The following is a 23,658-nucleotide window of genomic DNA, read 5'->3' as shown; positions in this document are numbered from 1 at the left end:
GCGAAATTACGAAAATGCGGACAAAATGGCAGGGCGCGCGTGTTATTTATTCTGAAAACGGGATCTTCAACTGTTGCCCAAAATGCACCTGCTCCTCGGTGATGTTCAGGTTGGATAGTCCCAAACCCAAAAGACGGACAGGTTTTGCAATCTCCTCCTGATTCAAAAGTTCGAGCGCCGTGGTCCAGATCATTTCCTGATCCGGATATTGTTCCAGCGTTTTGCTGCGCGTTTGTAGGGTGAAATCCGAATACTTGATCTTCAGCGTCACGGTTCTTCCTTTGATGCCGCTCCGCTCGATTCTGCTGATCACTTCCTCAAATACATAGCGAAGCTTGGACTCCATTTCCTGGAATGCGATGAGATCTTTGTCAAAGGTGCTTTCCGCGCTCAATGACTTCCGTGTGCGATGTGGATGCACTTGCGAAAGGTGAATCCCGCGCACGATATTGAAGTAGTGGAGTCCAGACTTGCCAAATTTCTTAGTCAGAAACTGAAGCGAAAATTGCTTCAAGTCCAGTCCGTTGTGAATTCCGAGTTTCTGCATCTTCTCGGCGGTGACTTTGCCGATCCCGAAGAACTTGCCGATCGGTAACTTTTCCAGAAAAGCCTCCGCGTCCTGTGGGAGAATCACCGCCTGTCCGTTTGGTTTGTTAAGATCAGAGGCGATCTTGGCCAGAAACTTATTGTAAGAGACGCCAGCTGACGCGTTCAGCCCCGTTTTCTCTTTGATCTTGGCTCGGATTTGCTTGGCGATGAGGATGGCTGACTTTAGTCCCATCTTGTTTTCCGTGACGTCCAGAAACGCCTCGTCCAGTGAAAGTGGCTCGACCAAATCGGTGTATTCGTAGAAGATGTCCCGGATCTGGAGCGAGATCTCTTTGTATCGATAAAACCTCGGCCGCGCAAAGATGAGATGGGGGCATTTCTTCGCAGCCAAAGCGGAAGACATCGCCGAAAAGATTCCATACTTTCTGGCCTCATAGCTTGCAGCCGCTACCACGCCACGCGTTACATTTCCGCCGACGACCAAGGGCTTTCCCCGCCATTCAGGACGGTCCAGTTGCTCCACAGATGCATAAAATGCATCCATGTCCACATGGATGATCTTGCGGACGGGGGCGGGAGATTCAATATCAGTTTCCACGTAGCAGTTCCAAGATGGCTTGGGCTTTCAGCGCACACTCTTCGTATTCCTGCATCGCAGAAGCATCAATGGTAATCGCACTGCCCACTCCAAAATAGAGCTTTTTCACCTCCAAATCAGCAATGATCGACCGGATGACCACAGAAAAGTCAAAATCGCCATCTTCATCAATCCATCCAAATGCACCTGAAAACCATCCTCGACGGAAGCTTTCGTCCCGCTCGATGATCTTCATCGTGTTGATCTTGGGCGCTCCGGTCATGCTTCCCATCGGGAAGGTGGCATGGATGACATCTTGGAAAGTCGTATCCGGTCTTATCTCCGAACTGACCGTGCTGATCATCTGAAAAACACGCGGAAACGCATAGATTCCAAAAAGCTCCTCGACCCGAACTGATCCAGTCTTTGAAACTCTCGCCAGATCATTTCTGGTCAAATCCGTGATCATCAGGTTTTCAGCTCGTTCTTTTTCGCTGGCCAAAAGCGCTTGTCGGTTTGCGGCGTCTTCACGGTCGTTGGTACCGCGATGGATGGTTCCTTTGATTGGCTGAGCAATGAGTCGGCTGCCCTCTTTCTTCAGAAAGCGCTCCGGCGAGGCGGATATCAGCCATTGGTTTCTTGCTTTAAAAAGCCCTGAAAACGGCATTTTCGAGAGCTCATTGAGTGTGAGGTAGGCAGTGATCGGGTCCCAAGATTTGAATTCTCCAGAGAAAGCCTGGCAGAAGTTGGCCTCGTAAGTGTTGCCTTCGCGGATCTCATCTTGGATGATTTGGATCTTGTCAAGGTAAGTTTCTCTGGAAATCTGGGGTGTGACGATGCAAGAGAGGTTTCCGGCTTCCGGCAGGATGAAAGCCTTTAGCTCGTTGATCCAAGATTCGGGCAGCCGTTCTCTGGAATAGAAACCATCTTCCGTGACTGCGAACGATAATTCCGGTTCAAAAAAACAAAGATCGGGCAGTTGGAAAAATTCAGGGTTTTCGCTTTTCAGGGCCTCAACCTGATTTTTGAAATCATAGCCAAGGATGCCAACTTTCTGGCCGCCAATCGCCTTGTCAAACAATTCCGCCTCAGATAGTTCTCTATCTCCTGCAAAAAACAAATTCTGAAAGGGGGCTTGCGGATAGGAGTGGCCGTTTCCTTCGAAATAGGCTAAGAAATTAAACTTTTGACTCGCCCAATGGAGCAGAATAGGAATGAACTCGCTCTTGGGAAAAGGATAAAAATGGGTAAAGGCATTCATCGCAGGGCAAAAAAAAGAGGAATTCCGCAGAATCCCTCTTTAATCATTGTGGTTTTGGTTTTTATTTGGCGCTCACGTCCAATGTCAGAGATACGTTGTCGTAGATGAACTGGTCTTTTGCGATGTTGGCTGGATCTGATTCCGTACCGTAGGCAAGTCCCCAGTTGGTGCGATCAATGTTAAAACCTGCTTTTGCTGTTACAGCACCGTTTGTTACGCTTACAGCAGCGGGGAATTTAATGTTTTTGGTTGTGCCTCTCATGGTCAGGTTTCCGCTGATCCAGTGGGTTGGATTGGCAGGAGTGAGTTCAGTGTCGTGTTTTGGTGCGTGTTCTGAAGCTCTCTCTTCCTTGTCAGCGATCACATCACCTGAATTGAACGGCTCCACTGCGGTGATTTCGAATGTGGCGGTTGGATGATTTGCTGCATCAAAGAAGTCTGCAGACTGAAGGTGTCCGTAGAGTTTGCCGTAGTTTTCGTCTTCAGCAGGCATGTCTTCGATCTTTAGTCCCGGGATGTCAAACGTGAAAGTCCCGGCAGTGACCTGGTCACCCGTTACCGTAACTTCTCCCTGGGTAGCAGGGATTTTGCCAAAATGCTCTCCGCCGGGCTTGTAGCCTCTCCAGGAGATTGAAGTCGCTGCAGGATCGATTGAGAGGGTTTTGCCCTCTGCCACAGCTACTTCCTGCGCTTCAGATGTTTCGACAGTGTTGCTTGGGCCGCCACAGGCGACTGCGATCATTGCGGTAGCGATGAACAAGCCGATTTGATTGGTTGGTTTCATTCTAATGTTGATTTGATTGAGATAAAAGTTTGTATGTATATACACGTAAACTGATTCCAGTTAAAAAGGTTCGGGTGAGGATTAAAATTTCTAATTTTCGTCCGGAATTTTTCAGAAACCAAAACACAGCAAGCCATGACCCTGATCATGAAAGTAAGAGGAAAGTCACCCGAAATCGGCGAGAATTGCTGGTTGGCTCCCAACGCGACGATCGTAGGTGACGTGGTCATGGGCAGGAACTGCACGGTCTGGTTCAACGCCGTCGTGCGAGGGGATGTGCATGAAATCCGCATCGGTGACGATACCAATATTCAGGACGGCGTGGTGATTCATTGCACTTACCAACGTGCTCCGACCTATATCGGTAGCCAGGTTTCCATTGCGCACAATGCCATCGTCCATGGTTGTACAATTCATGACCGCGTTTTAATTGGCATGGGCGCAATCGTGATGGATGGGGCTGTGATCCACTCGGATTCGGTCGTAGCCGCTGGAGCTGTGGTATTGGCAGGAACGGTGGTGGAATCAAATTCGATCTACGGTGGCACGCCGGCAAGAAAGCTGAAAGAAATCGGGCCGGAGATGCGGGAGGTGATCCTGAGAACGGCGAGAAATTACCCGATGTATTCGCAGTGGTTTTCTGATCCTGAAATCTGATTGCAAAAAAAAAAGTTGCACTCCCGATAGTCCAAATTGCCAGATGTAGCGTAGTTGCTATACTGCTTGTTGTTTTTGGACAGTTCAAATTTTTAACTATGAAACAATTTTTTCAATCGCTCAGCAAACCGGGAAGCCTGTGTTTGCTGGCAGGTCTTTTTCTGTTGTTCAACTTTCTCTTGAGCTCCACGATGCCCAAGGAACATGCCCTGGACTTGATGTTTGCCTATTCGGCTGATGATGCGTATGGGGCGCTGGCAAAGATGGATCTGAGCCAGCGGGAGACGTATCGAATCGGAATTTGGGCATTGGATATGCCTTACATGGCGGTGTACTTTCTTCTTTTTTCGGGACTCCTGATCAGACTTTTGAAAAACACCAAAGTGGCTTGGTTGCCTTTTGGGGTTTTGGTCATGGACCTATTTGAAAACCTTTCGGTGTTGAAGATTTTGGCACTTTACCCGGTGCAGAATATGTCGATGGCTTCGGTCGCTTCCCTTTTCACCACATCCAAGTGGGTGTTGGTTGTAGTTTTGCTGGTTGTGCTAGTCTTTGGCCTTCTCTCAAATTCGTTTTCGAGGAAATATTTAGCTTCTAAATCCGCTGAAGTCAGAATTTAACCATTCCTTGACCTTCGCTTTCCTTTGATTCTTTTCTTTTTATTGAATTTTGACTAGTATTTGGTAACAGAACCGAATCCAGTTTTTTCGGTCAAAATTCAGCTAATGAAATCGAGCATGTCTTAAGTGACATATAATGGGATGATTGTATTCCATGCGAGATTCCATGTGGCCATCGAGACAAATTATAAACAGATGAAATGCCCACGAGAAAAGTTTTCACAGAGGAAAATGATTATTCAGGGTATTCCAACTGACCATAAAAAATCAATTGCAAACAGATGAAAGAAGAGTATTTGAAGTGGCATTCCCCACACCTAAACAGGGATGTAGAAATGCTGGTTTTTGGTCATTCAGGGTATCCTGTGATACTTTTCCCCACGTCCATGGGCTCGTTTCATGAAAACCGTGACATGGGTCTGATAGGATCGGCGCACTGGTTTATCGAGCAGGGACTGGTGCAGATATTTTGTCCGGAAAGCAACGACAGGCAGAGTTTCTATAACAAAGGAATCCATCCACATCAGCGGATCGCACAACACATGGCTTACGACAAGATGATCTGCCATGAGCTGGTGGAGCGAGTCAGGCTGAATACCGGCACAGCCAAGGTCGCAATGGCCGGCTGCAGTTTTGGGGGGTACCATGCTGCCAACTTCGCTTTTCGGCATCCTGGATACGTGAGCCACCTATTCAGTATGAGCGGAGCCTTTGATATCCGAAGCTTCATGGAAGGATATCAGCACGACGACATTTTCTATAACAGTCCCCTCGAATATTTGAGGGATCTTCAGGATCATGAGCTTTGGAATATGAAGATCGCTTTGGGGACCTCCAATTGGGATATTTGTTTCGACGCCAATCTGAAGCTTCATGCTGTGCTCGAGCAAAAAGGAGTGGGGCACTGGTTTGATGTCCGGCAAAACCGCCTTCACGACTGGGAGCTTTGGAAAGAGATGTTTCCGCATTACCTGTCCACCATCAAGTTTGACTAAAAGAAATTCAAAATAGCAACACTCAATTACTATGAAAAAAATCGGGATACTTTTCGGCATGGAGGACACCTTTCCTCAGGCCTTCATCGAGCGGGTCAATCAGAAAGCGGAGAAAGGAATCATCGCCGAAGCCGTCCGTATCGATAAAGTTGTTCAAAATGAACTGACAGAATACGCGGTGATCATCGACCGGATTTCTCAAGACGTGCCTTTTTATCGGGCATATTTGAAAAATGCCGCGCTGACAGGCACTGCCGTCATCAACAATCCATTTTGGTGGAGTGCAGATGACAAGTTTTTCAACAACGCACTTGCCGATCAATTGGGCGTTCCCTTGCCCAAAACAGTGATTTTGCCCTCGGCGAAGCATCCTGACGACACCACAGCCAAGTCGTTTCGAAACCTGGTTGCGCCCTTGGATTGGGAGGGGATTTTCAACTATACGGGATTTCCAGCTTACATGAAACCATATGCGGGAGGCGGCTGGAAAAATGTCTACCGATTGGAAAACAAGGAAGAGTTTTTTCAGAAACATCCGGAAACAGGTCAGTTGGTGATGCTGCTTCAGGAGGAAATTGTCTTTGATGAATATTTCAGAGTCTATTGCCTGGGAGGCAAAGCTGTGAGGATTATGGAGTATGAACCACGAAACCCCCATCATCTACGCTATGTGGTGGATAAAGCGCCTTCGTCTAAGAAGCTGCTCAGCACGGTGAAAGACTACACCCAGCGGCTGTGTACTGGATTGGGATACGACTTTAATACCGTGGAATTTGCAGTCAGAGACGGCGTGCCGTATGCGATCGATTTTGGCAATCCCGCGCCGGATGCCGACGTCAACTCGGTGGGGCAGGAGAATTTCGAGTGGGTGGTGGAGGAAGCTGCGAAGATGGCGATAGCCTACGCCAAAGCCCAAAAACCGGGGCAAATGAATCTGACCTGGGGAACATTTGTGAAAAATTCAGTCGAAACGGCAAAGAGATTTTAGGCAAAGACACTATGGCAACTGTGGTAAAGAAACTCCCCCAATTCACCCTGGGAGTAGAGGAAGAATACATGATTATCGATCCCCAAACGAGGGATCTGCGTTCCCATATGTCCAAGATCGTGGAGGGTGGCAAGATCGTCCTACACGAGCAGGTCAAGGCTGAGATGCACCAGGCAGTGGTCGAGGTGGGAACCAATATCTGTCAGAACGTCTCAGATGCCCGCAGAGAGGTGTCTTTTCTCCGGAGAAAGATCCATGAGCTGGCAGCTGCTCAAGGTCTGGCGGTGGGTGCTTCCAGCACACATCCCTTTGCCAAATGGCAAGATCAGGAGATCACCGACGATCCACGCTACCACAGTATTGTAAACGAACTAAAAGACATCGCCAGGTCGAATCTGATCTTTGGGCTGCATGTCCACGTGGGCATAGAAAGCCGGGAAATCGCGCTCCAGCTGATGAATCAGGCCTGCTATTTCCTGCCGCACCTGTACGCCCTGACAGCCAACTCGCCGTTTTGGGAAGGAAGGAATACCGGCTTCAAGGCTTTCAGAGCCAAGGTTTTTGCAAAATTCCCGCGAACGGGCCTTCCTGAATACTTCGACTCAGTTCAGTCTTACGACAACTATCTGGAAACGCTGGTAAAGACCAATTGCATTGACAACCCCAAAAAAATCTGGTGGGATCTACGGATGCACCCGTTTTTCAGCACAATCGAATTTCGAATCTGCGACATGTGCCTAACCGTCGATGAGACGATCTGCATCGTCGCGCTGATTCAGGCCGTGGTGGCGAAGCTCTACAAGCTCTTGATGAGCAACACCAGCTTTAATATCTATCGAATTGCGCTGATCCGGGAAAACAAATTTCGGGCAGCAAGAAATGGGGTCGACGGGTTGCTGATTGATTTTGGAAAGAAAATCGAGGTACCGACCAAGGAACTGATCATGGAACTGCTTGAATTTATCGATGATGTCGTGGACGAGCTGGGCAGCAGAGCAGACATCGAGTATGTTCACCAGATTCTCGAAAGGGGCACCGGAGCCGATCAGCAGCTGGATGTTTTTGAAAAAACCGGCAGCTTGGAAGCGGTGGTTGATTTTATAACAGGGAAGTTTACTGAAGGGATTTGAGCGAATGCTTACCTTTGATGCGGGATTAACATGCAATTGAAGTGGGAAAGAAAAAAGTAAATCTGGCGATTTTGGACATGTATGATGGCGAGCCCAATCAGGGCATGCGTTGTATTCATGACATCCTTTCTAGGTTTTCGGACGTGATCAGCTACCGTGAATTTGACGTGAGGGGCAAGGCACAACTTCCCGATATCCGGAATTTTGACATTTATATTTCGACAGGCGGGCCTGGAAATCCACTGGAAGGCGATGGGAACTGGGATTTGCGGTACAATGATTTTTTGGATGAAATCTGGATTTGGAACCAAAACCACTCCCAGAAAAAACAGCTATTGCTCATTTGTCATTCCTTTCAGATTGCATGCAAGCACTTTGGGCTGGGGCAGATTACCATGAGAAAATCGACGTCATTTGGGGTGACTACCATCCATAAGACTCCAGAGGGCATGAACGATCCTCTTTTTGGGGACTTGGGCAATCCATTTTGGGCGGTGGATTCCAGAGATTACCAAGTCGTGCAGCCTAGCCATAGAAAGTTTAAAGCATTGGGGGCAAAGATTATCGCGCTGGAAAAGGTCAGGAACCACGTAGAGTACGAGCGTGCGCTGATGGCGATCCGATTTTCTGACGAAATCGTCGGCACCCAGTTTCATCCAGAAGCCGATCCGGTGAGCTTCCTCGAGCATTTGAAGAAGCCGATGGTGCGGGAAAAGATCATCGAACTGAAAGGCAAAGCGCGATTCCGAACGATGCTGGAGGATTTGGTAGACGAAAACAAGATTTACAAAACCAACGAGACCTTGATTCCTAATTTCCTGGAGCAGGCAATCCGCAAACAAAAAGTGGCGAGTACTCCGACATTGACTTGATATGCCATGATCGATAAAATCAGAAAGCAGTTTAACACTGCTTTCTCACCCGAAAAGTATCAGGCTTTTCTCCATAGCATCGCGTCGGATTTTGATTTCGCACCGACTTTTCGAATAGCCGAGACACCTTTTTTTATCCCCAAAGATCTCGAAAACCAGATCCTGGAAGGATGCCATGAGGTGATCGATTTCATCAAGCGGCCGGACTTCAAGCAGCTTACCCAGCGATCGATTGAGCTGAACACCGCCGTTCCCAATGAGGACAATCACACGCAGTTTTTGGCAATAGACTTTGGGATATGCGAAGAAGACGGGCAAATCGTCCCTAAACTGATCGAGGTGCAGGGCTTCCCGACTATCTTCAATTTCCAATACAATCTCTATCGGAAGATTGTGGAGAGTTATCCCTTCCTAGCCGAACTGTCTCCCTATCCTGCCGGAATGGATGAGGCGGACTACTTGGATCTTTTGAAAAAGGTGATTTTTGGAAAATATTCTCCCGTGGAGGTCGTCCTGCTGGAGATCGAGCCTGAGAAGCAAAATACCAAGATTGACTTTTACTATGCTCACCGGGATCTGGAGATTCCCGTGATATGCGTCACGGACGTGATCAAGGAGGATAAAAAGCTTTTCTACAAGAACTCAACCGGCGAGAAAATCAGGATCCAACGAATCTACAATCGGGTGATCTTTGATGAGTTGAACGCCAGAACAGACCTAAAGCTGGATTTCAGCTTTGAGGAGGAGCTTGATGTAGAATGGGCCGGACATCCTAATTGGTACACGCGGATTTCGAAGTTTATCCTGCCATACCTGCACGGGCCGTATTTCATCGAGACCACGCTGCTGAGTGACTTGGAGTCTATTCCTGAGGACTTGGAAAACTATGTGCTCAAGCCGCTTTTCTCCTTTTCAGGCGCAGGCGTGATCTTCAATGTCACGAAAAAAGACGTAGAGGAGGTGAAGGACAAGGGTCTTTTTATCCTTCAGAAGAAAGTCCACTACGCTCCTGTCATCCAGTCTCCCGATGGCAAAGTGAAAGTGGAGGTGCGTGTCTTTTGCCTGTGGCCGGAGGAAGATGAAAGTCCGACGATAGTCGGCAACTTGGCCCGTCTCAGCAGGGGAGAGATGATCGGCGTGAAATTCAACCGCGACAAGGACTGGGTCGGCGGTTCGATTGGCTTATTTGAAAAGGGGAGTAAATCTGAAGTTGAATGATTTCAATAGAATACCTTCCCTTTATCTTTTTTATAATCGCTTTGTTTTATAGTTCGGTTGGATTCGGTGGCGGATCGAGCTACTTGGCCATCTTGAGTCTTTTCCTGACTGATTTCTATGAAATACGCGCGACGGCATTGGTTCTGAATGTCTGCGTGGTCACGATCGGAACGCTTATTTTCATTCGAAACAAGGTCTTTGATCTCAAGCTCTTTTGGCCGTTTCTGGTTTCCAGCATTCCGCTGGCATATTTCGGGGCACAGCTCAGGCTTTCACAGCAGGTGTTCTTCCTTATTCTCGGCGCTTCTCTTATTCTTTCGGGCGCCGCAATGATGCTCCGCTACATCCAGTCCAAGCTGGAGTCTCATGAATTTAGCTTGGTGAAAAAGTTGGGTTTGGGCGGAAGTGTAGGTTTCTTGGCGGGTGTTTCCGGGATAGGAGGAGGGATTTTTCTGAGCCCGACGCTGAATCTTCTCAACTGGGCCAATCCGAGATCGGTGGCGGCGTTGGCTTCGGTTTTTATCCTCGTCAACTCGATCAGTGGGCTAGTCGGGCTGACAGTCGCTGATACATTTCACCTCGACCCGGATTTGATTTGGAAGTTGATACTTGCCGTCGTGCTGGGGGGAAGCCTCGGATCCTATCTCTCCAGCGTGAAATTTAACCTGCGGATACTTGGGGGCCTTACGGCTGTTTTGGTGATTTATGTAGGCCTGAGACTCGTGTTGATGCACGGGTTTGGGATCAATATTTAACCAGGTTCACAGGGGTTCGATCCGGGAATTGGGTCTTACTTGGGTTTGGTCAAAATATAATTTGGCTATTGGTATCTTTCCAGATAATCATATTGTATTTTTATACTAATTCAAACTAACTCTTTTACTTATGAAAACCCTGATCACATTCTTCTTTGTCTTGGGATTTAGCTCCCTCACTTTTGCCCAAACCAGCATAGACAACATGGTCAAAGACTGGGAACGCGCCAAAGCCTACACACAGGAATATCTGGACGCCATGCCCGCGGACAAATACGACCTAAAGCCTACTCCTGAGATGCGCAGCTTTGCTCAGCAGATGCTCCACCTGACGGATGGCAACTATGGCTTTGCGTCAGCAGCTACCGGCGTAGCCAGTCCGGTAGGCATGGGTGCCTCCGAAAAAACTGAGGACCAATCCAAAGAAAACGTTACCAAACTAGTAATGGCCGGCTATGACTTTGTGATTAGCAGCATCAAGACAATGACGCCTGAGCAATTGGCGGGAACTACCACGCTGTTTGGAAGATTTGAAATGACCAAAGGCCAAGCGCTTGAGAAGTGCTTTGAGCATCAGACTCACCACCGTGGACAGGCGACTGTTTACATCCGATTGGCTGGGGCTACTCCTCCTCAGGAAAAGTTGTTTTAACGCTTCCCAAGCATCCAGTCCGCCGGAAATTGAAACCGATTCTGTTGGGCTTGTTCTCCATGAATTATGGATTACAGGCTCAACAGTTTTTATTTTGAAGGAGAAAATTGAACGGAACGACCTATCTTATTGAGAATTAACCTTAATCCCGAAATCAAGCCAAATGAAAAAAATCTCACTCAGTGCCGCGTTCCTTTTATTTGTCGGTTTGCAACTGTGTTTTTCCCAAACCAACCGTGTGATGAACCTCTTTCCGGAAGGAACTACGCTGCATGGAAATATTTCCTATCAAGGTGACACACTCAAAAAACACCTCCTGGACATCTATCTGCCTGCTAACGCAACAGGAAAGCTTCCGCTGGTGATCTGGGTGCATGGCGGTGGCTGGCTCAGCAACGACAAGTATGCCGATATGGGCTACATGAAGGAAACTATCAAAGAATTGATGAATAAAGGCTATGCCTTGGCCTCCATCGATTATCGATTCAGCACCCAAGCGACTTTCCCTGCGCAGATGCTGGACTGCAACGCGGCCATTTCCTATTTGGTGGATAATGCTGAGAAATATGGACTGGCTACAGATCGTATGGCGCTGATGGGATTCTCTGCAGGTGGGCATTTAGCTTCCATGGTCGGACTGTCGAATAATAACGATGTGGAGGAATTTTATAACCCTGGCACCAACCGTAAGTTTTCTTTCAAAGCTGTCGTGGACTTCTATGGCCCGGCCGATCTGACGCTTTTCCCCGGAGCGATAGATTCGAAGTCGCCGGAAGCGTTATTGATCGGAGCAGCTCCCTTAGACCGACCTGACTTGGCAAAAGTTGCCAGCCCGGTTTCTTATGTAGATGAAAAAGACCCTCCCTTTTTGATCATCCATGGCGAAAAAGACGATTTGGTTTCCCCGACACAGTCTCACCTATTGAATTCCTGGCTTCAGGTGAAGGGCGTGCCAACCGAGCTGATCGTCGTCAAAGGCGCTCCACACTTCGGAGTGGAATTTGACGCGCCGGAGATCAGGACAGCGGTTTTTTCCTTTCTCGAAAAGAACCTGAAGTAGGAGTTGTGATGCAGAAGGCTTGGTAGGCTTGAGAAAAGCGACTACTAGCCGCTCGGTTCTGCCATTCCAGCCAAAGGTTCTGGAAATGGAGAACTTGCATGCCTAGATGGAAAGAAGCTCATCCAGATCGATTGAAATCTCTGAAAAGTAAAAAAGCCGGGAGACCGGCTTTTTTGTTATTCCTGCATCCAGCTTCCTGGATCTTTTCGCCATTCGGCAAGCGAATCGAGCGTCTCGGGAGTGACATATTTTCTTTTGACAGCCATAGGTAGCAGCGCGTCGTAATGACTCAGGCAAACCAGTCGGACACCCGCGTCTGCGAAGTTTTTGTCAGCGACATCGAATCCGTAGGTGAAGATGGCAACCATTCCCAAAACTTCAAATCCTGCGTTTTTCAGATCTTCAACAGCTTTCAGAGAGCTTCCGCCCGTGGAGACCAAGTCTTCGACTACTACGACCTTTTGACCGGGAACTACTTTTCCTTCGATCATATTTTCCATGCCGTGGCCTTTTGGTTTGGATCTGACATAGACAAAGGGCAGTGCAAGGTCGTTTGCGATCAGGGCTCCCTGTGGTATTCCGGCGGTAGCTACACCGGCGATCGCCTCAGCTTCCTGGAAGCAATGACTGACACATCTCACAAGGTTGTCGCGGATGATATTTCGGACCTCAGGAAAGGAAAGCGAGAGCCTGTTGTCGCAATAAATGGGGGATTTCCAACCGGATGCCCAGGTAAAAGGCTTAGCAGGTTGAAGACGAATTGCCTGGATCTCCAGGAGTCTGTCGGCTACTTCGGCCGCAATGCTTTGGTCTAAAATTTCCATAGTTCCAAAATTAGTAGAATCATTTGCCTGAAGATTGTACTGCCTGATTTTTTTATGCATTTTTGACCGAACACCATTATCCTAGGATTTCGATCATGAAAATCTTTATCAACGACAAGCCGGTAGAATTGTTGAGCTACGAAGAGTTCGATCCAGCAAAGTCTTATGATAGCACTTTTTCCAATCTGGAAGAATTGCCTGCCGATATCCAATGGGAAGAGGATATTCTGTTTCACGAGCCGAGCCATGACATGATTATTCGCTTGCTGTATCTGCTCCGAAGCAGGAAGATGAAGGAGTTGGACTCCATCACCTTGGTGACCAAAGAGAAAAAGGCACTGAAAGATTTTATCAAAAGCCGGTTTCTAATTGTAAAAGCTGCCGGTGGTGTGGTGTCCAAAAAGGAGAAAGTCCTGATGATTTTTAGACTTGGTAAGTGGGATTTCCCGAAGGGAAAGTTCGAAAAAGGCGAAACCCCGGAAGAATGCGCCAAACGCGAAGTGGAAGAGGAGACCAATGTCAAAGTGAAGCTTGGGCCACATATATGCAACACGTGGCACACCTATACACAAAACCGCAAGAGCATCCTCAAAAAGACCTATTGGTATGCGATGGATTCGGTCAACGACTCCGGGATGAAGCCACAGGAGGAAGAGGGGATTGAGGATATCGCCTGGCTGTCCGAAGCGGACGCCAAGACGGCTTTGATCAATTCGTATCCGTCCATGAGGTACATGTTTAAGCAGTACCTCAAGAATCACATCAAATCTTAAACCGGGTAGGGGAGAAACTCGCTCACGTTGCCGCCGTAACGGTGTACCTCGCGGATGACCGTGGAGCTGATCGCAGCATATTGCGGTGAAGTGATCAAAAATACAGTTTCCAGCTCCTCATTGAGGTAGCGGTTCATCTGACTTATCGTGTTTTCGTATTCGAAGTCCGTTGTATTTCTCAACCCCCGGACCAGAAATTGGGCGTTGTAAGACTTGGCCAACGTAGAGGTCAGCTCATTGTATACGACCACTTTTACGCGGCTTTCCCCCTCATACACACCTTGGATTTTTGACACCATCAGGTCGATGTCGAAGTAGCGATTTTGCTTGGTGGAGTTGTATCCAATACTGACTATGACTTCGTCAAAAAGATTGAGACTACGCAGCACAATGTCGTGATGCCCCATGGTGTATGGATCAAACGATCCCGGAAAAATGGCGGTCTTTTTCATCCCCTATTCGTATTGCCAGTAAGCTTCCAATACGTTTTCTGATTTCAGATGTTTGAATCCGTGCGAATAGCTCTGGTTGACATGGGGATTCAGCAATCTGAAATTTTGGAAGTATTCTTTTCCCCAAGCTTCAGTAATTCCGCTGTCTTCCGTCGCCCCAAAGAGACTGATTCGGACGTGATTTCGATCGTAGTTGAGCTGATCAATCATGATCAGTACATATTTTAGAACGTCCTCTTTTTCTGAAATTTCAAAAAAGTTGAACACGCTCAGGTCCTGATCTGTAAATGCCGCGATGTAAATATGCGTCTCAAAATAATTGACCAGAATCTCCTGGCCTATTAGATTAAACCGTTCTTTGAATAAATAAGAAAGGAAAGAACAGCAGCCGTGATACAGGGTGATCTCTGAAAACCTGGCGTCAAGATTTTTCTTCAGTTTTGAAGATATATGACTGATAACCTGGAGATTATTGCTGTCCAACGCAGAAGAGAAGAAGGTAGATTCCTCTGGCAAGTTCTCGGCAAACTGAAGGTATTCTTGTTCTTTGCCGGGCTGATAGAGCACTCCCGGCACCAGACTGAATGCCGCCTGATGAAAGTAAAACTTGACGGGTACGTCGTTTCTCAATAGTGGATCGGTGCTGAATAGCCCTTCGAGGTTCTCCAGCTTAAAATCCCGGTAGTGGTGAATCCCGATGTTTGCCTGATTTTGATCTTTGGCAAAAATAAACAGCGAGTGGGGGTAAAGAAAAAGTGATAAGCTTGCTGTGTCTTCCACATCAAACTTATCACTTTTATAGACCTTTAGGTTGTTTTCCAAAATCCAAGTGGATTATTTCCAGTTGCCTTCCGTAGAAGCGTCAGTTCTGGATCCAACCTTCAATGCTTTTTCGTTGTTGTTTAGTCTTCTATCTGGATTGATCGGAGATGGATCTCTGATCTCGAACACGTTTACAAGATAACCACCTGTTTTTTCGACCTTGTCTGCGAAGAACTCAAACTGCTTTCCTCCGGACCCAGGTACTACTGGAAGAAGTTCAATGTTGAAATCAGGGTATTTCCGGTCGTTGAAAAGGGAGTCCATTACACCTACTGATCCCAATGTGTCATACGATACGTTAATTTCTTCTGCACCGTAGTCTAGCAATTTGGTGGTCTCTGTACGCTGAACCATCCAGATCGTACCGTCTTCGATGAACATCTTCAATGAATCCCAAGTGCTTGCGTATTTTCCATTGGATGCCTGGTATGCCAGTTGCGCATCACGAAGCATTTCCAGCTTTTCGATCGTCGCAGCCTCCAGACGGGCAATTCTTTTTTCTTCTTCCACTACGTCGTCTACACCCTTCCAAAGAAGGTATCCGAGAAACGCAGCAACCGCAAAGAATACTAATGAGAGAACTTTTGTGAGATTCATTTTGATAGTGATTTAGAAATCTGGTTAAGGTGGAAGGTTTTTAAACGCTGCTATTTTATAGAATTATTTCCAAAATTAAAATATCCTTTCCACAATCCCAGCTCAGAAAGGGATTTAATTCCCCAAAAGATCTGATGAAGGGAGTCGTCAGGAATACTTTGTATGTCAAAAATAGATTTCCAGGAGATTTCGAGGAGAATCTGATTTTCTCCTGAAAGCTCGGGGTCTTTTCCCAATTTGACGTTGCCGTTTATCCTTTTTACGGCAAAAAAATGCTCCATTGCATGAAGCGGCGGATTGAGGTACTCATGGACAAACAGGTAATCACCCACAGCGATGTCCAGGTGTGTCTCCTCCATAAATTCCCGCTTAAGATTTTCCGCTGCGGTGCTGCCAAAATGCATCCCGCCGCCCGGTACCGACCAGAGAATCCGACCGTTGCCCATCCGATGCTTGACCATCAGCAACCGATCCCCGTCAATCAAAATCCCATTGACTCTGGTTCTCAGCTGATTGCCGAATTTTGCTTCGATTTCCTTGCTGATGTTGTCCATTGCCATTTACATTCGTCTCTATGGGGATAGATAATCAGGGTGAACTCAGGCCATCGAGACTTCTAAGTAACTATTTTCCGTTTTCTCCTACTTCAGGACAGGCGGTTTTTTTTACGAGGATGGATGACTTTTTGCTCAAAAAGCCCGAGGAGAAGCCGGTCTTTGTCCTAAAAGGATATGCCGGAACCGGGAAGACATCTTTGGTGTCTGCACTTGTAAAGGTCTTACCCAAGCTCGATATGCGTGCGCTTTTGCTCGCGCCGACGGGACGGGCTGCCAAGGTGATGAGCAACTATGCAAGCCGGGGCGCCTACACCATCCATAAGATCATCTACAAGCCCAAAGGTGATCCCGGTACCATGGGAGGCGGTTTTACCCTTCAAAAGAACTACTACAAAGACACGGTCTTCATCGTGGATGAGTCGTCGATGCTCGCTGATGACGGCGGCATGTCCGGCAATTTGCTCTGGGATTTAATTCAATATGTTTTTTCCGGAAAAGACAACCGGCTGCTGCTGATCGGCGACACGGCACAGTTGCCGCCGGTAGGGAGTGAGTACAGTCCGGCGCTGGACGCGGGCTATCTATTGCGTCATTACCGTCTCGAGGCTGATCAGATCGAGCTCTCGGAGGTGATGCGTCAGCGGCTGGAATCAGGCATCTTGTTTAATGCGACGGCGCTGAGGGATCAACTCTTGCAGCAGGAGCCCAAAGTGAAGATCCAGACGAGTACGTTCAAGGACGTGTTTAAGATGACTTCCGAAAGGCTGGAGGACGGGCTTCGCTATGCCTATGGAAAGTATGGAACCGAAAACTCGACGATTGTCACCAGATCAAACAAGTCCGCCGTCCAATACAATCTATACATCCGTCGGGTAATCCACTTCTTCGAAGACGAGATGAGCACCGGAGACCTGCTGATGATCGTCAAAAACAACTATACGTACATGGCGGAGTCGGAAAAGGTAAACTTCCTGGCCAACGGTGACATGGTGGAGGTGATGAAGATTCGCAGCTTTGAAGAGATGTATGGGCTGAGGTTTGCGACGCTGGAGCTGAGATTGCTGGACTACCCGGAGGAGCCGTTTTTTGAAGCGAAAGTCGTCTTAGATACCCTTTATTCCCCCAGTCCCTCGCTGACCAGAGAGCAGTACCGAAGTCTATACGATCAGGTATCGGAAGATTACGCCGACTTGGCAAACAAGACCGAGCGAATGGAACATATCCGAAAAGATCCCTATCTGAATGCCCTGCAGGTTAAGTTTGCCTATGCGCTGACCTGCCATAAGGCGCAGGGAGGACAGTGGAAGGCGGTGTTTGTGGATCAGGGATACCTCAATGAAGAGCAGGTGGATCGCGACTTTGTCAGATGGCTCTACACCGCAATCACCCGTGCAACGGAGGAGTTATATTTGGTGAATTTTGCGCCTTCTTTTTTTGTGAAAGCACCTGGAATCAAAGAAGAGGAATAAGACAATCCCGAAAAATGAACGGCAGCAATCATCGGTTTTGGCATGCTTTTTAGACCTAAATGGGTGCGATATAAAATAACTTGTTGCTTTGTTGCTTCGTAAAAAATCGAAATATTTGAAGATCAATTCTGATACAACTATGAAAAAACTAGGAATTCTATTGAGCCTGTTTGCATTTGCACTGGTATTCCAGGCATCTGCCCAAGAGCAGGCATCTGGCGCTGTCATTTCGTTCAAGGAGAAATCTGTCGATTTCGGTGACATCGTACAGGGTGCAAAAGTGGAACACACCTTCGTATTGACCAATTCAGGAACTGTACCTCTCGTGATTTCCAACGTTGCTGCGACATGCGGATGTACTGTGCCTAGCTGGCCAAAAGAGCCGGTCGCTCCGGGCAAATCTGCTGAAATCAAAGTCTCCTTCAACTCTGCGGGAAAGATGGGCCAGCAAAATTCGGTGGTGAGGATCTATTCCAATGCATCTGAGCCGATCGAAAAAGTATCTCTTGTCTCAAACGTACTACCAAAGACCAAGTAATCGGTTTAGTTAGAAAAACCTTTAGCCTGTCCGATTTGGACAGGCTTTTTTTTGCCTGATATCCAAAACTTCTGAGGCTGGGGCTTTGACTGCCGGAGGCGCCGGGTTGTTCATTTTTCTACTCTGTAAAAGAAGAAAAAGCGAAAATGAACCTCGTCAGTAATTCCGCGGTTGATCATCTTAGTTTTTAAATCCACATATGGCAAAAGCAACAGAGCGTCGGGTGACTATCCGGCAGGTTTTCAAAAATATCATCTGGCCGAGAAGGAAACATCTCTTTTTAGGCCTTTTTTTGATCGTCATCAGCAGGCTGGCAAGTTTGGTTTTGCCCGGGGCCAGTAAATATCTGGTAGACGATGTGATTCCAAGCAACGACCTGAACATGCTGAAATGGCTTATTTTGGCGGTTGTTGCCTCGATTGTGGTTCAGTCCGTGACTTCCTATTCGCTGACGCAGATTCTGAGCGTTGAGGCGCAAAATCTGATTGCTAAGCTCCGCTCCCAGGTGCAAAGGCACATCATCAAGCTGCCGATCCGGTACTTTGACAACGCGAAGACGGGGGAGCTGGTATCGCGGATCATGACTGATGTGGAAGGGGTGAGGAATCTTGTCGGAACGGGATTTGCCCAAATGGTGGGCGGGATTCTGACAGCTATCATCTCCCTCGTTTTGCTGATTTCGATCAGTCCGATGATGACACTGTATGTGCTTTTACCGGTGGTAATCTTCGGCTTGGTTTCTCTTAAAGCTTTTGCAAAAATCCGCCCGATATTCCGTGAGCGGGGCAAGATCAACGCTCAAGTCACGGGCAGGCTGACCGAAACTCTCGGCGGCATCCGAGTTATCAAAGGCTTCAATGCTGAGAATCAGGAGATCAAGACGTTCGAAAAAGGGGTGGATGAATTGTTCCAAAATGTGAAAGCCAGCTTGACTGCGACCAGTTTTGTGACTTCTGCAGGAGCTCTTTTGCTGGGTTTGGCATCAGCCGGTATCATGGGCATCGGCGGCTACATGATCATGGAGGGCGAGATGACTTTCGGAGACTTCCTGGCGTTCACGCTCTATCTGGGATTTATGATCGCCCCGATAGTGCAGATGTCCAACATCGGAAGTCAGCTTACGGAAGCCTTTGCTGGCTTGGACCGTACTGAGGAGATCATGAACACTCCCCTGGAGGCAGACGACCGTACCCGGACTTTGTCTCTCAATCAGATCCAAGGTGACATGGAATTTCGCGATGTGTCCTTCGCCTACGAGTCAGGCAAGGAGGTCATCAAGGGAGTCAGCTTTAGCGCTCCGGCCGGTTCGGTGACTGCTTTGGTGGGGACCTCTGGTTCAGGCAAAACCACCATCGCAGGTTTGGCGGCCACGTTCTTGAATCCGGATTCCGGCCAGATTACACTGGATGGCAAGGATCTACAGACGGTGACCCTGGAGTCGTTTAGATCCCAGCTGGGGGTGGTGCTGCAAGATGATTTTCTTTTCGAGGGAACCATCCGTGAAAACATTCTTTTCCCAAGACCCGATGCCAACGAATCACAGGTACAACAGGCCGCGCGAGCAGCTCATGTGCACGAGTTTACCGACCGGTTCGAGATGGGCTTGGATACGCTGATCGGCGAGCGCGGGGTGAAGTTGTCCGGCGGTCAGCGACAGCGGATTGCGATTGCCAGGGCCATATTGGCAGATCCAAGGATTCTAATCTTGGATGAAGCGACTTCCAATCTCGACACGGAATCGGAATCGCTGATCCAGGCGAGTCTGAAAGAACTGATGAAAGGTCGGACAACCTTTGTCATCGCTCACCGCTTGAGTACCATCCGGCAAGCAGATCAAATCTTGGTGATCGAGCAGGGTAAGATCGTAGAACGCGGCAAACACGATGAGCTCATCGCGCAGGAGGGAAGGTATTACCAGCTCTATACCTATCAAGCTAGGATCTGATTTGGAGGCGTCTGTTTTTTCCTCGGATCGGTGAGAAAATTTGAGTTATATGTGATTATTAAATTTTGTAGTGTTATTTTATCAGAGGATTAATCGCGTCAAGCTTAAAATCGAGCATGTCGGAGGCGGCATACAGAGGAATAATTACAATCCAGACGAGATTTTCCCGATCCGCCGCGGCGAATCGGGACGGGCTATCTGACCTCTGAAAAAAAAAAACACAAACGGATGAAATATCCATGAATCTGATCATAGCCGGAGCTACAAAATTAGGGGAGTATCTTGTGAGTAACTACTCACAGTTTCGGCTGCGCTATGACTTGATTGGGTTTGTGGATGACAATCCCAAGCTGGTTGGGAAGACGTTTGCGGGACTTCCGGTCATCGGTACCTATGATGCGGTGCTTGCCATGGATAAAGTCGCACTGGTGATCACTGTGAGCAGCCCCAGCGAAAAAGCCGACATCGTCAGAAGATTGTTGTACCACCCATCTCTGGTCTTCCCCAATCTGTTCTCCAGCAATGCCTGGGTTTCGAGAGATTGCATTTTTGGGAGGGGAAATCTCATCTTGGAGGGTAGTCTAATAAACTTTGGTACCCAGATCGGCAATTTCAACACGATTGACCAGCGCTGTTCCATCGGGCATGAGACGGTGATCAGCAGCTACAGCTATCTCGAGGAAGCGGTGAGTATCGGTGGATACAGCTATCTCGAAGATGCCGGAACTATCGGGAAGGAAGCAGTCATTTCGCAGGGAGTGCGAATCGGACGGGAAACCGAGATCGGCGCCGGGTCGGAGGTGAGAGAAGATCTGCTGCCTGCGTCGAGGATAAAAAAGTGAATCCTTTACTTAAACGGGAAGGATACATAAAACTCCGATCCCATGCCTTGCTTACTGGTAAACCAGATTTCGCCGTTTAATTTTTTGGTCAGTTCCTTCACAATGTTTAGTCCCAAGCCGGTTCCCTTGATGTTTCCGACATTTTTGGCGCGGTAGAAAGATCCGAAAATATGATCCTGATCCTCTTTGGGAACGCCCAGACCGTAGTCTTTGACCATCACTTCGAAATACGAGCCCCGAAACTGGAGATGCACCTCGGGATCCAGCGATCCCTGAGAGTATTTCAGCGCGTTCGAGATCAGATTTCTGAAAATATGAACCAACAGACTCGGATCCGTCTGCACCGTCACTTCGGTCTCAGGGGCAAAGCACCGGACTTGCCTCCGGTCAAAATTCTCATGGTTGATCGTATCCACCAAATCTTTGACAAACCGGCCGATTTGGACCTTTTTCACTGAGATCTTCATCTCCTGTTGAATGCTTTTTTCAAGGAGCAGCACGTCGCTCGTGATGTCTGTCAGCCTGTTGGTCTGTGCGACTATCTTGCCGACATGGTTGAGGATTTTCGATTCGATTTCCGGGCTAAAGTCCTTTTTCAATAGCATCTCGATCAGCAGCGCACTGCTCAAGATCGTTGAAAGGGGAGTTCTAAACTCATGAGAAGCCATGGAGACGAAACGCGACTTCAGCTGGTTTAACTCCTTCTCTTTAAATGCAGTGTCCTTGAATTTCTTGAGGGAGTTTTCCCGCTCGGTGACGTTTCTGCCGATTGCAAAAATCGCCCTGATCTTGCCCTTTGGCGTAAAAAGCGGCTTGAACTCGAATTCGATCAAAAATTTCTTTTTTGTCTTCGGAGTGGTCACCGGGATGACCATCTTCTGATTCGGCTTCATCAGCGGCAGCGAGGGGAAATTCTCCAGGACTTCGTTGATCTTCTTTCCAGTGGAGCGGGCAACCGATATTTCCAGAGAAGTCTCCAGTGACTGGGAGATAAATTCAATCTCCATAGCGGCATTGGTCAATACCAGAATGTCCTCAGACTGGTCGATAACTAACTGAAGGAGCTCTTTTTCCGAAAATCCGGTAGGGAGTATCGAATTGCTGGCGTCTTGGTCTGAAGGAGTCAATATCTTGTGCAATTGGAAATATAATATACTATGTTTATCCGCTTCTTTACCAAAATCCTTTGCTCCTACCACCCACCCTTAAATTGGAGGTACAGGCAGGATTTTCATCATTTACCAGTGGGAATAGTGCTGGTGGCAATGGCTGAAAAAAAGCAGCTTTGACCGATTGGGTTTTTCGGGAGAGCCAGCCTGATTTCGACACTTAAGGTGCTGCTGCGGGTTTCTGTCAGGCGAAAACAGGGTGACTTCGCACTAATCGCTGCGCAAATTTAGGGCCGCGTGACAGTTGTTCAAAGTTGTTTACCGTCAGTACGTTTACAATTCGTGACATCTTGATTAAATACATCGTACAACTCAAGGGCGATAGGGGGAAATAAGCCGATGTTTTATAAATTGAATATATGAAAAAGATCCTCATTGTCGAAGACGAAGTCGAGCTGGCCAACAACATCAGTGAAATCCTTTCGAACATGGATTACAAAGTGGCAGCCGTCGTAGACAATGCCGGTAGCGCACTCGATTTTTTGGATGAGAACGAAGTGGATTTGGTCCTGATGGACATCTTGATCCGTGGCGATCTGGACGGGATTGATCTGGCCTACAAGATCCGGGAGAAATTCAATCTCCCGATCGTCTTCAGTACCGCGTACTCCGGGACAGAGTATCTCGAGCGGATCTCTTCCGACATTCACGAAGGCTATCTGCTGAAGCCTTTTACACTTGATAGCTTGAAAACCGCCGTTTTTTTTGGGCTAAAGAGGCACGAGGAAAAATCCAGCAAAGACAGCAAAGGAAAGGGTTCTCTGAAGATCATGGACAAAGGCTATCTGGTGCCCGTGCCTTATACAGAGATTGTTTATCTGAAGGCGGACGGTTTGTACACGAAAGTATTCACCAAAGCCAAATCCTATCTGGTGCGGGATATCCTGAAGGGATTCGAGGAAAAACTGCCAGCTGACAAGTTTCTAAGAGTTCACAAGTCTTTCTTGGTCAACATGGATTACATCGCGTCATTCAACGCCAAAAAAATCAATCTTGGAGAAACCAACGTCCCGATCCGACGCGGATTGTACCGAGAACTGATGGAAAAGATGAATATCTGAGGTGGCCTGGCGGGATTTCGACTCCGGTTTTTTGATAGCTTTAAATAAAATAGCGGTATAGTTTGATTGATCTGTATGAAGAGGTTTAGAGTTTTGATGATTGAGGATAATCCCGGTGACGTCTTGCTGACCTCGGAGGCGCTTCAAGAGAGCAAATATGTAGTCGACATCGAAGTGGTTCACAACGGCAAGGACGGGGTAGATTATCTTTTTCGACGGGAAAAATTCGAAGAGGTTGATCGCCCGGATCTGGTACTGCTCGATATCAACTTACCGCTGAAAACCGGCCATCAAGTCCTGCAGGAAATCAAAGCCAACGTTGCCACTCGGGAGATTCCTGTGATCATGCTCACGACCTCGTCCACTCAGGAGGATATCTTGACCAGCTATCAGGAGCAGGCGAGCTGCTACATCGTCAAGCCTTCTGAGGCAGATCAGTACTTTGATTTTATTAAGGTGTTTGATAAGTTTTGCAGCACTATTGAGTAAAA

General features: G+C 47.8%; 26 protein-coding genes. 17 read left to right on the top strand and 9 right to left on the bottom strand.

Annotation, left to right across the window (positions count from 1 at the left end):
• Positions 1–46 precede the first annotated feature (46 nt).
• From dinB to G459_RS0124180, 3 genes are all read right to left on the bottom strand, one after another.
• A complete protein-coding gene (gene dinB / locus G459_RS0124190; RefSeq protein ID WP_281171908.1) occupies positions 47–1,147 on the bottom strand; it encodes a DNA polymerase IV in 1,101 nt (366 codons plus the stop codon).
• Positions 1,137–2,387 (bottom strand): anthranilate synthase component I family protein, encoded by a 1,251-nt coding sequence (locus G459_RS0124185; protein ID WP_026969879.1) that lies wholly within the window; start codon positions 2,385–2,387, stop codon positions 1,137–1,139. Before G459_RS0124185 ends, dinB begins: the two co-directional genes overlap by 11 nt.
• A 61-nt stretch (positions 2,388–2,448) precedes the next feature.
• On the bottom strand, positions 2,449–3,171 hold the full coding sequence (locus G459_RS0124180; RefSeq protein WP_026969878.1) for a YceI family protein: 723 nt from the start codon (positions 3,169–3,171) through the stop codon (positions 2,449–2,451).
• Positions 3,172–3,306: 135 nt separating this feature from the next.
• Between G459_RS0124180 and G459_RS0124175 the strand changes: the two genes are divergently transcribed.
• The 10 genes from G459_RS0124175 (at position 3,307) to G459_RS0124130 (ending at position 12,118) form a co-directional block, all read left to right on the top strand.
• Complete coding sequence (locus tag G459_RS0124175) at positions 3,307–3,828, top strand: gamma carbonic anhydrase family protein (RefSeq protein ID WP_026969877.1); 522 nt, start codon at positions 3,307–3,309, stop codon at positions 3,826–3,828.
• A 98-nt stretch (positions 3,829–3,926) separates the two neighbouring features.
• Positions 3,927–4,448, top strand: a complete 522-nt coding sequence (locus G459_RS0124170) for a hypothetical protein (RefSeq protein ID WP_026969876.1) — start codon at positions 3,927–3,929, stop codon at positions 4,446–4,448.
• A gap of 281 nt (positions 4,449–4,729) precedes the next feature.
• Positions 4,730–5,443, top strand: a complete 714-nt coding sequence (locus tag G459_RS0124165) for an alpha/beta hydrolase-fold protein (RefSeq protein WP_026969875.1) — start codon at positions 4,730–4,732, stop codon at positions 5,441–5,443.
• 31 nt (positions 5,444–5,474) lie between these two features.
• Positions 5,475–6,431, top strand: a complete 957-nt coding sequence (locus G459_RS0124160; protein ID WP_026969874.1) for an ATP-grasp domain-containing protein — start codon at positions 5,475–5,477, stop codon at positions 6,429–6,431.
• Between the two features lie 11 nt (positions 6,432–6,442).
• Positions 6,443–7,561, top strand: a complete 1,119-nt coding sequence (locus G459_RS0124155; protein WP_035456993.1) for a carboxylate-amine ligase — start codon at positions 6,443–6,445, stop codon at positions 7,559–7,561.
• Positions 7,562–7,602: 41 nt separating this feature from the next.
• Positions 7,603–8,433 carry a type 1 glutamine amidotransferase gene (locus tag G459_RS0124150; RefSeq protein ID WP_026969872.1) on the top strand — a complete coding sequence of 277 codons (831 nt, stop codon included), beginning with the start codon at positions 7,603–7,605 and terminating at the stop codon, positions 8,431–8,433.
• Positions 8,434–8,439: 6 nt separating this feature from the next.
• Entirely contained in the window at positions 8,440–9,651 is a 1,212-nt protein-coding gene (locus G459_RS0124145; RefSeq protein WP_026969871.1) for a hypothetical protein, read from the top strand.
• The gene (locus G459_RS0124140; protein ID WP_026969870.1) at positions 9,648–10,406 is read left to right on the top strand and encodes a sulfite exporter TauE/SafE family protein; all 759 of its coding nucleotides are present in this window, start codon (positions 9,648–9,650) and stop codon (positions 10,404–10,406) included. Before G459_RS0124145 ends, G459_RS0124140 begins: the two co-directional genes overlap by 4 nt.
• A gap of 130 nt (positions 10,407–10,536) precedes the next feature.
• Positions 10,537–11,058, top strand: a complete 522-nt coding sequence (locus G459_RS0124135; RefSeq protein WP_026969869.1) for a DinB family protein — start codon at positions 10,537–10,539, stop codon at positions 11,056–11,058.
• Positions 11,059–11,221: 163 nt separating this feature from the next.
• Positions 11,222–12,118: an alpha/beta hydrolase gene (locus G459_RS0124130; RefSeq protein ID WP_026969868.1), complete on the top strand. Its 897-nt coding sequence runs from the start codon at positions 11,222–11,224 to the stop codon at positions 12,116–12,118.
• 176 nt (positions 12,119–12,294) lie between these two features.
• On the opposite strand, the gene pyrE is transcribed toward G459_RS0124130, so the two are convergent.
• Positions 12,295–12,942 carry an orotate phosphoribosyltransferase gene (gene pyrE / locus G459_RS0124125; protein ID WP_026969867.1) on the bottom strand — a complete coding sequence of 216 codons (648 nt, stop codon included), beginning with the start codon at positions 12,940–12,942 and terminating at the stop codon, positions 12,295–12,297.
• Between the two features lie 95 nt (positions 12,943–13,037).
• On the opposite strand from pyrE, the gene G459_RS0124120 reads away from it, so the two are divergent.
• A complete protein-coding gene (locus G459_RS0124120; RefSeq protein WP_026969866.1) occupies positions 13,038–13,715 on the top strand; it encodes an NUDIX hydrolase in 678 nt (225 codons plus the stop codon).
• Here the strand turns inward: G459_RS0124120 and coaD are convergent.
• From coaD to G459_RS0124100, 4 genes are read right to left on the bottom strand one after another with little or no spacing between them, the layout of a single operon-like run.
• Positions 13,712–14,167: a pantetheine-phosphate adenylyltransferase gene (gene coaD, locus G459_RS0124115; protein WP_026969865.1), complete on the bottom strand. Its 456-nt coding sequence runs from the start codon at positions 14,165–14,167 to the stop codon at positions 13,712–13,714. The two genes, G459_RS0124120 and coaD, sit on opposite strands and share 4 nt — an antisense overlap.
• Before the next feature lie 3 nt (positions 14,168–14,170).
• On the bottom strand, positions 14,171–14,989 hold the full coding sequence (locus tag G459_RS0124110) for a DUF3822 family protein (protein WP_026969864.1): 819 nt from the start codon (positions 14,987–14,989) through the stop codon (positions 14,171–14,173).
• A gap of 12 nt (positions 14,990–15,001) precedes the next feature.
• Complete coding sequence (locus G459_RS0124105) at positions 15,002–15,586, bottom strand: hypothetical protein (RefSeq protein WP_026969863.1); 585 nt, start codon at positions 15,584–15,586, stop codon at positions 15,002–15,004.
• Between the two features lie 50 nt (positions 15,587–15,636).
• Positions 15,637–16,146, bottom strand: coding sequence for an NUDIX domain-containing protein (locus G459_RS0124100; protein WP_084454685.1), 510 nt, complete (start codon positions 16,144–16,146; stop codon positions 15,637–15,639).
• A gap of 14 nt (positions 16,147–16,160) precedes the next feature.
• Between G459_RS0124100 and G459_RS0124095 the strand changes: the two genes are divergently transcribed.
• The 4 genes from G459_RS0124095 (at position 16,161) to G459_RS0124070 (ending at position 20,937) form a co-directional block, all read left to right on the top strand.
• Positions 16,161–17,612, top strand: coding sequence for an ATP-dependent DNA helicase (locus tag G459_RS0124095; protein WP_026969861.1), 1,452 nt, complete (start codon positions 16,161–16,163; stop codon positions 17,610–17,612).
• A 139-nt stretch (positions 17,613–17,751) separates the two neighbouring features.
• The gene (locus G459_RS0124090) at positions 17,752–18,150 is read left to right on the top strand and encodes a DUF1573 domain-containing protein (RefSeq protein ID WP_026969860.1); all 399 of its coding nucleotides are present in this window, start codon (positions 17,752–17,754) and stop codon (positions 18,148–18,150) included.
• 199 nt (positions 18,151–18,349) lie between these two features.
• On the top strand, positions 18,350–20,095 hold the full coding sequence (locus tag G459_RS0124080) for an ABC transporter ATP-binding protein (protein ID WP_026969859.1): 1,746 nt from the start codon (positions 18,350–18,352) through the stop codon (positions 20,093–20,095).
• Positions 20,096–20,334: 239 nt separating this feature from the next.
• Positions 20,335–20,937, top strand: coding sequence for an LbetaH domain-containing protein (locus tag G459_RS0124070; RefSeq protein WP_026969858.1), 603 nt, complete (start codon positions 20,335–20,337; stop codon positions 20,935–20,937).
• A 5-nt stretch (positions 20,938–20,942) separates the two neighbouring features.
• Here G459_RS0124070 and G459_RS29265 read toward each other — a convergent pair whose 3' ends face one another.
• Positions 20,943–22,076, bottom strand: coding sequence for a sensor histidine kinase (locus G459_RS29265; RefSeq protein WP_051315414.1), 1,134 nt, complete (start codon positions 22,074–22,076; stop codon positions 20,943–20,945).
• Positions 22,077–22,465: 389 nt separating this feature from the next.
• On the opposite strand from G459_RS29265, the gene G459_RS0124060 reads away from it, so the two are divergent.
• A complete protein-coding gene (locus G459_RS0124060; protein ID WP_026969857.1) occupies positions 22,466–23,167 on the top strand; it encodes a LytR/AlgR family response regulator transcription factor in 702 nt (233 codons plus the stop codon).
• Positions 23,168–23,242: 75 nt separating this feature from the next.
• Positions 23,243–23,656, top strand: a complete 414-nt coding sequence (locus G459_RS0124055) for a response regulator (RefSeq protein WP_035456991.1) — start codon at positions 23,243–23,245, stop codon at positions 23,654–23,656.
• Positions 23,657–23,658: the final 2 nt, after the last annotated feature.

Origin of the sequence: Algoriphagus terrigena DSM 22685 (assembly GCF_000429445.1) — a bacterium.
GTDB classification, from domain to species: Bacteria; Bacteroidota; Bacteroidia; order Cytophagales; family Cyclobacteriaceae; genus Algoriphagus; species Algoriphagus terrigena.
Note: the sequence above shows the minus strand (reverse complement) of the source record. Positions and strands in the feature narration are given on the sequence as shown.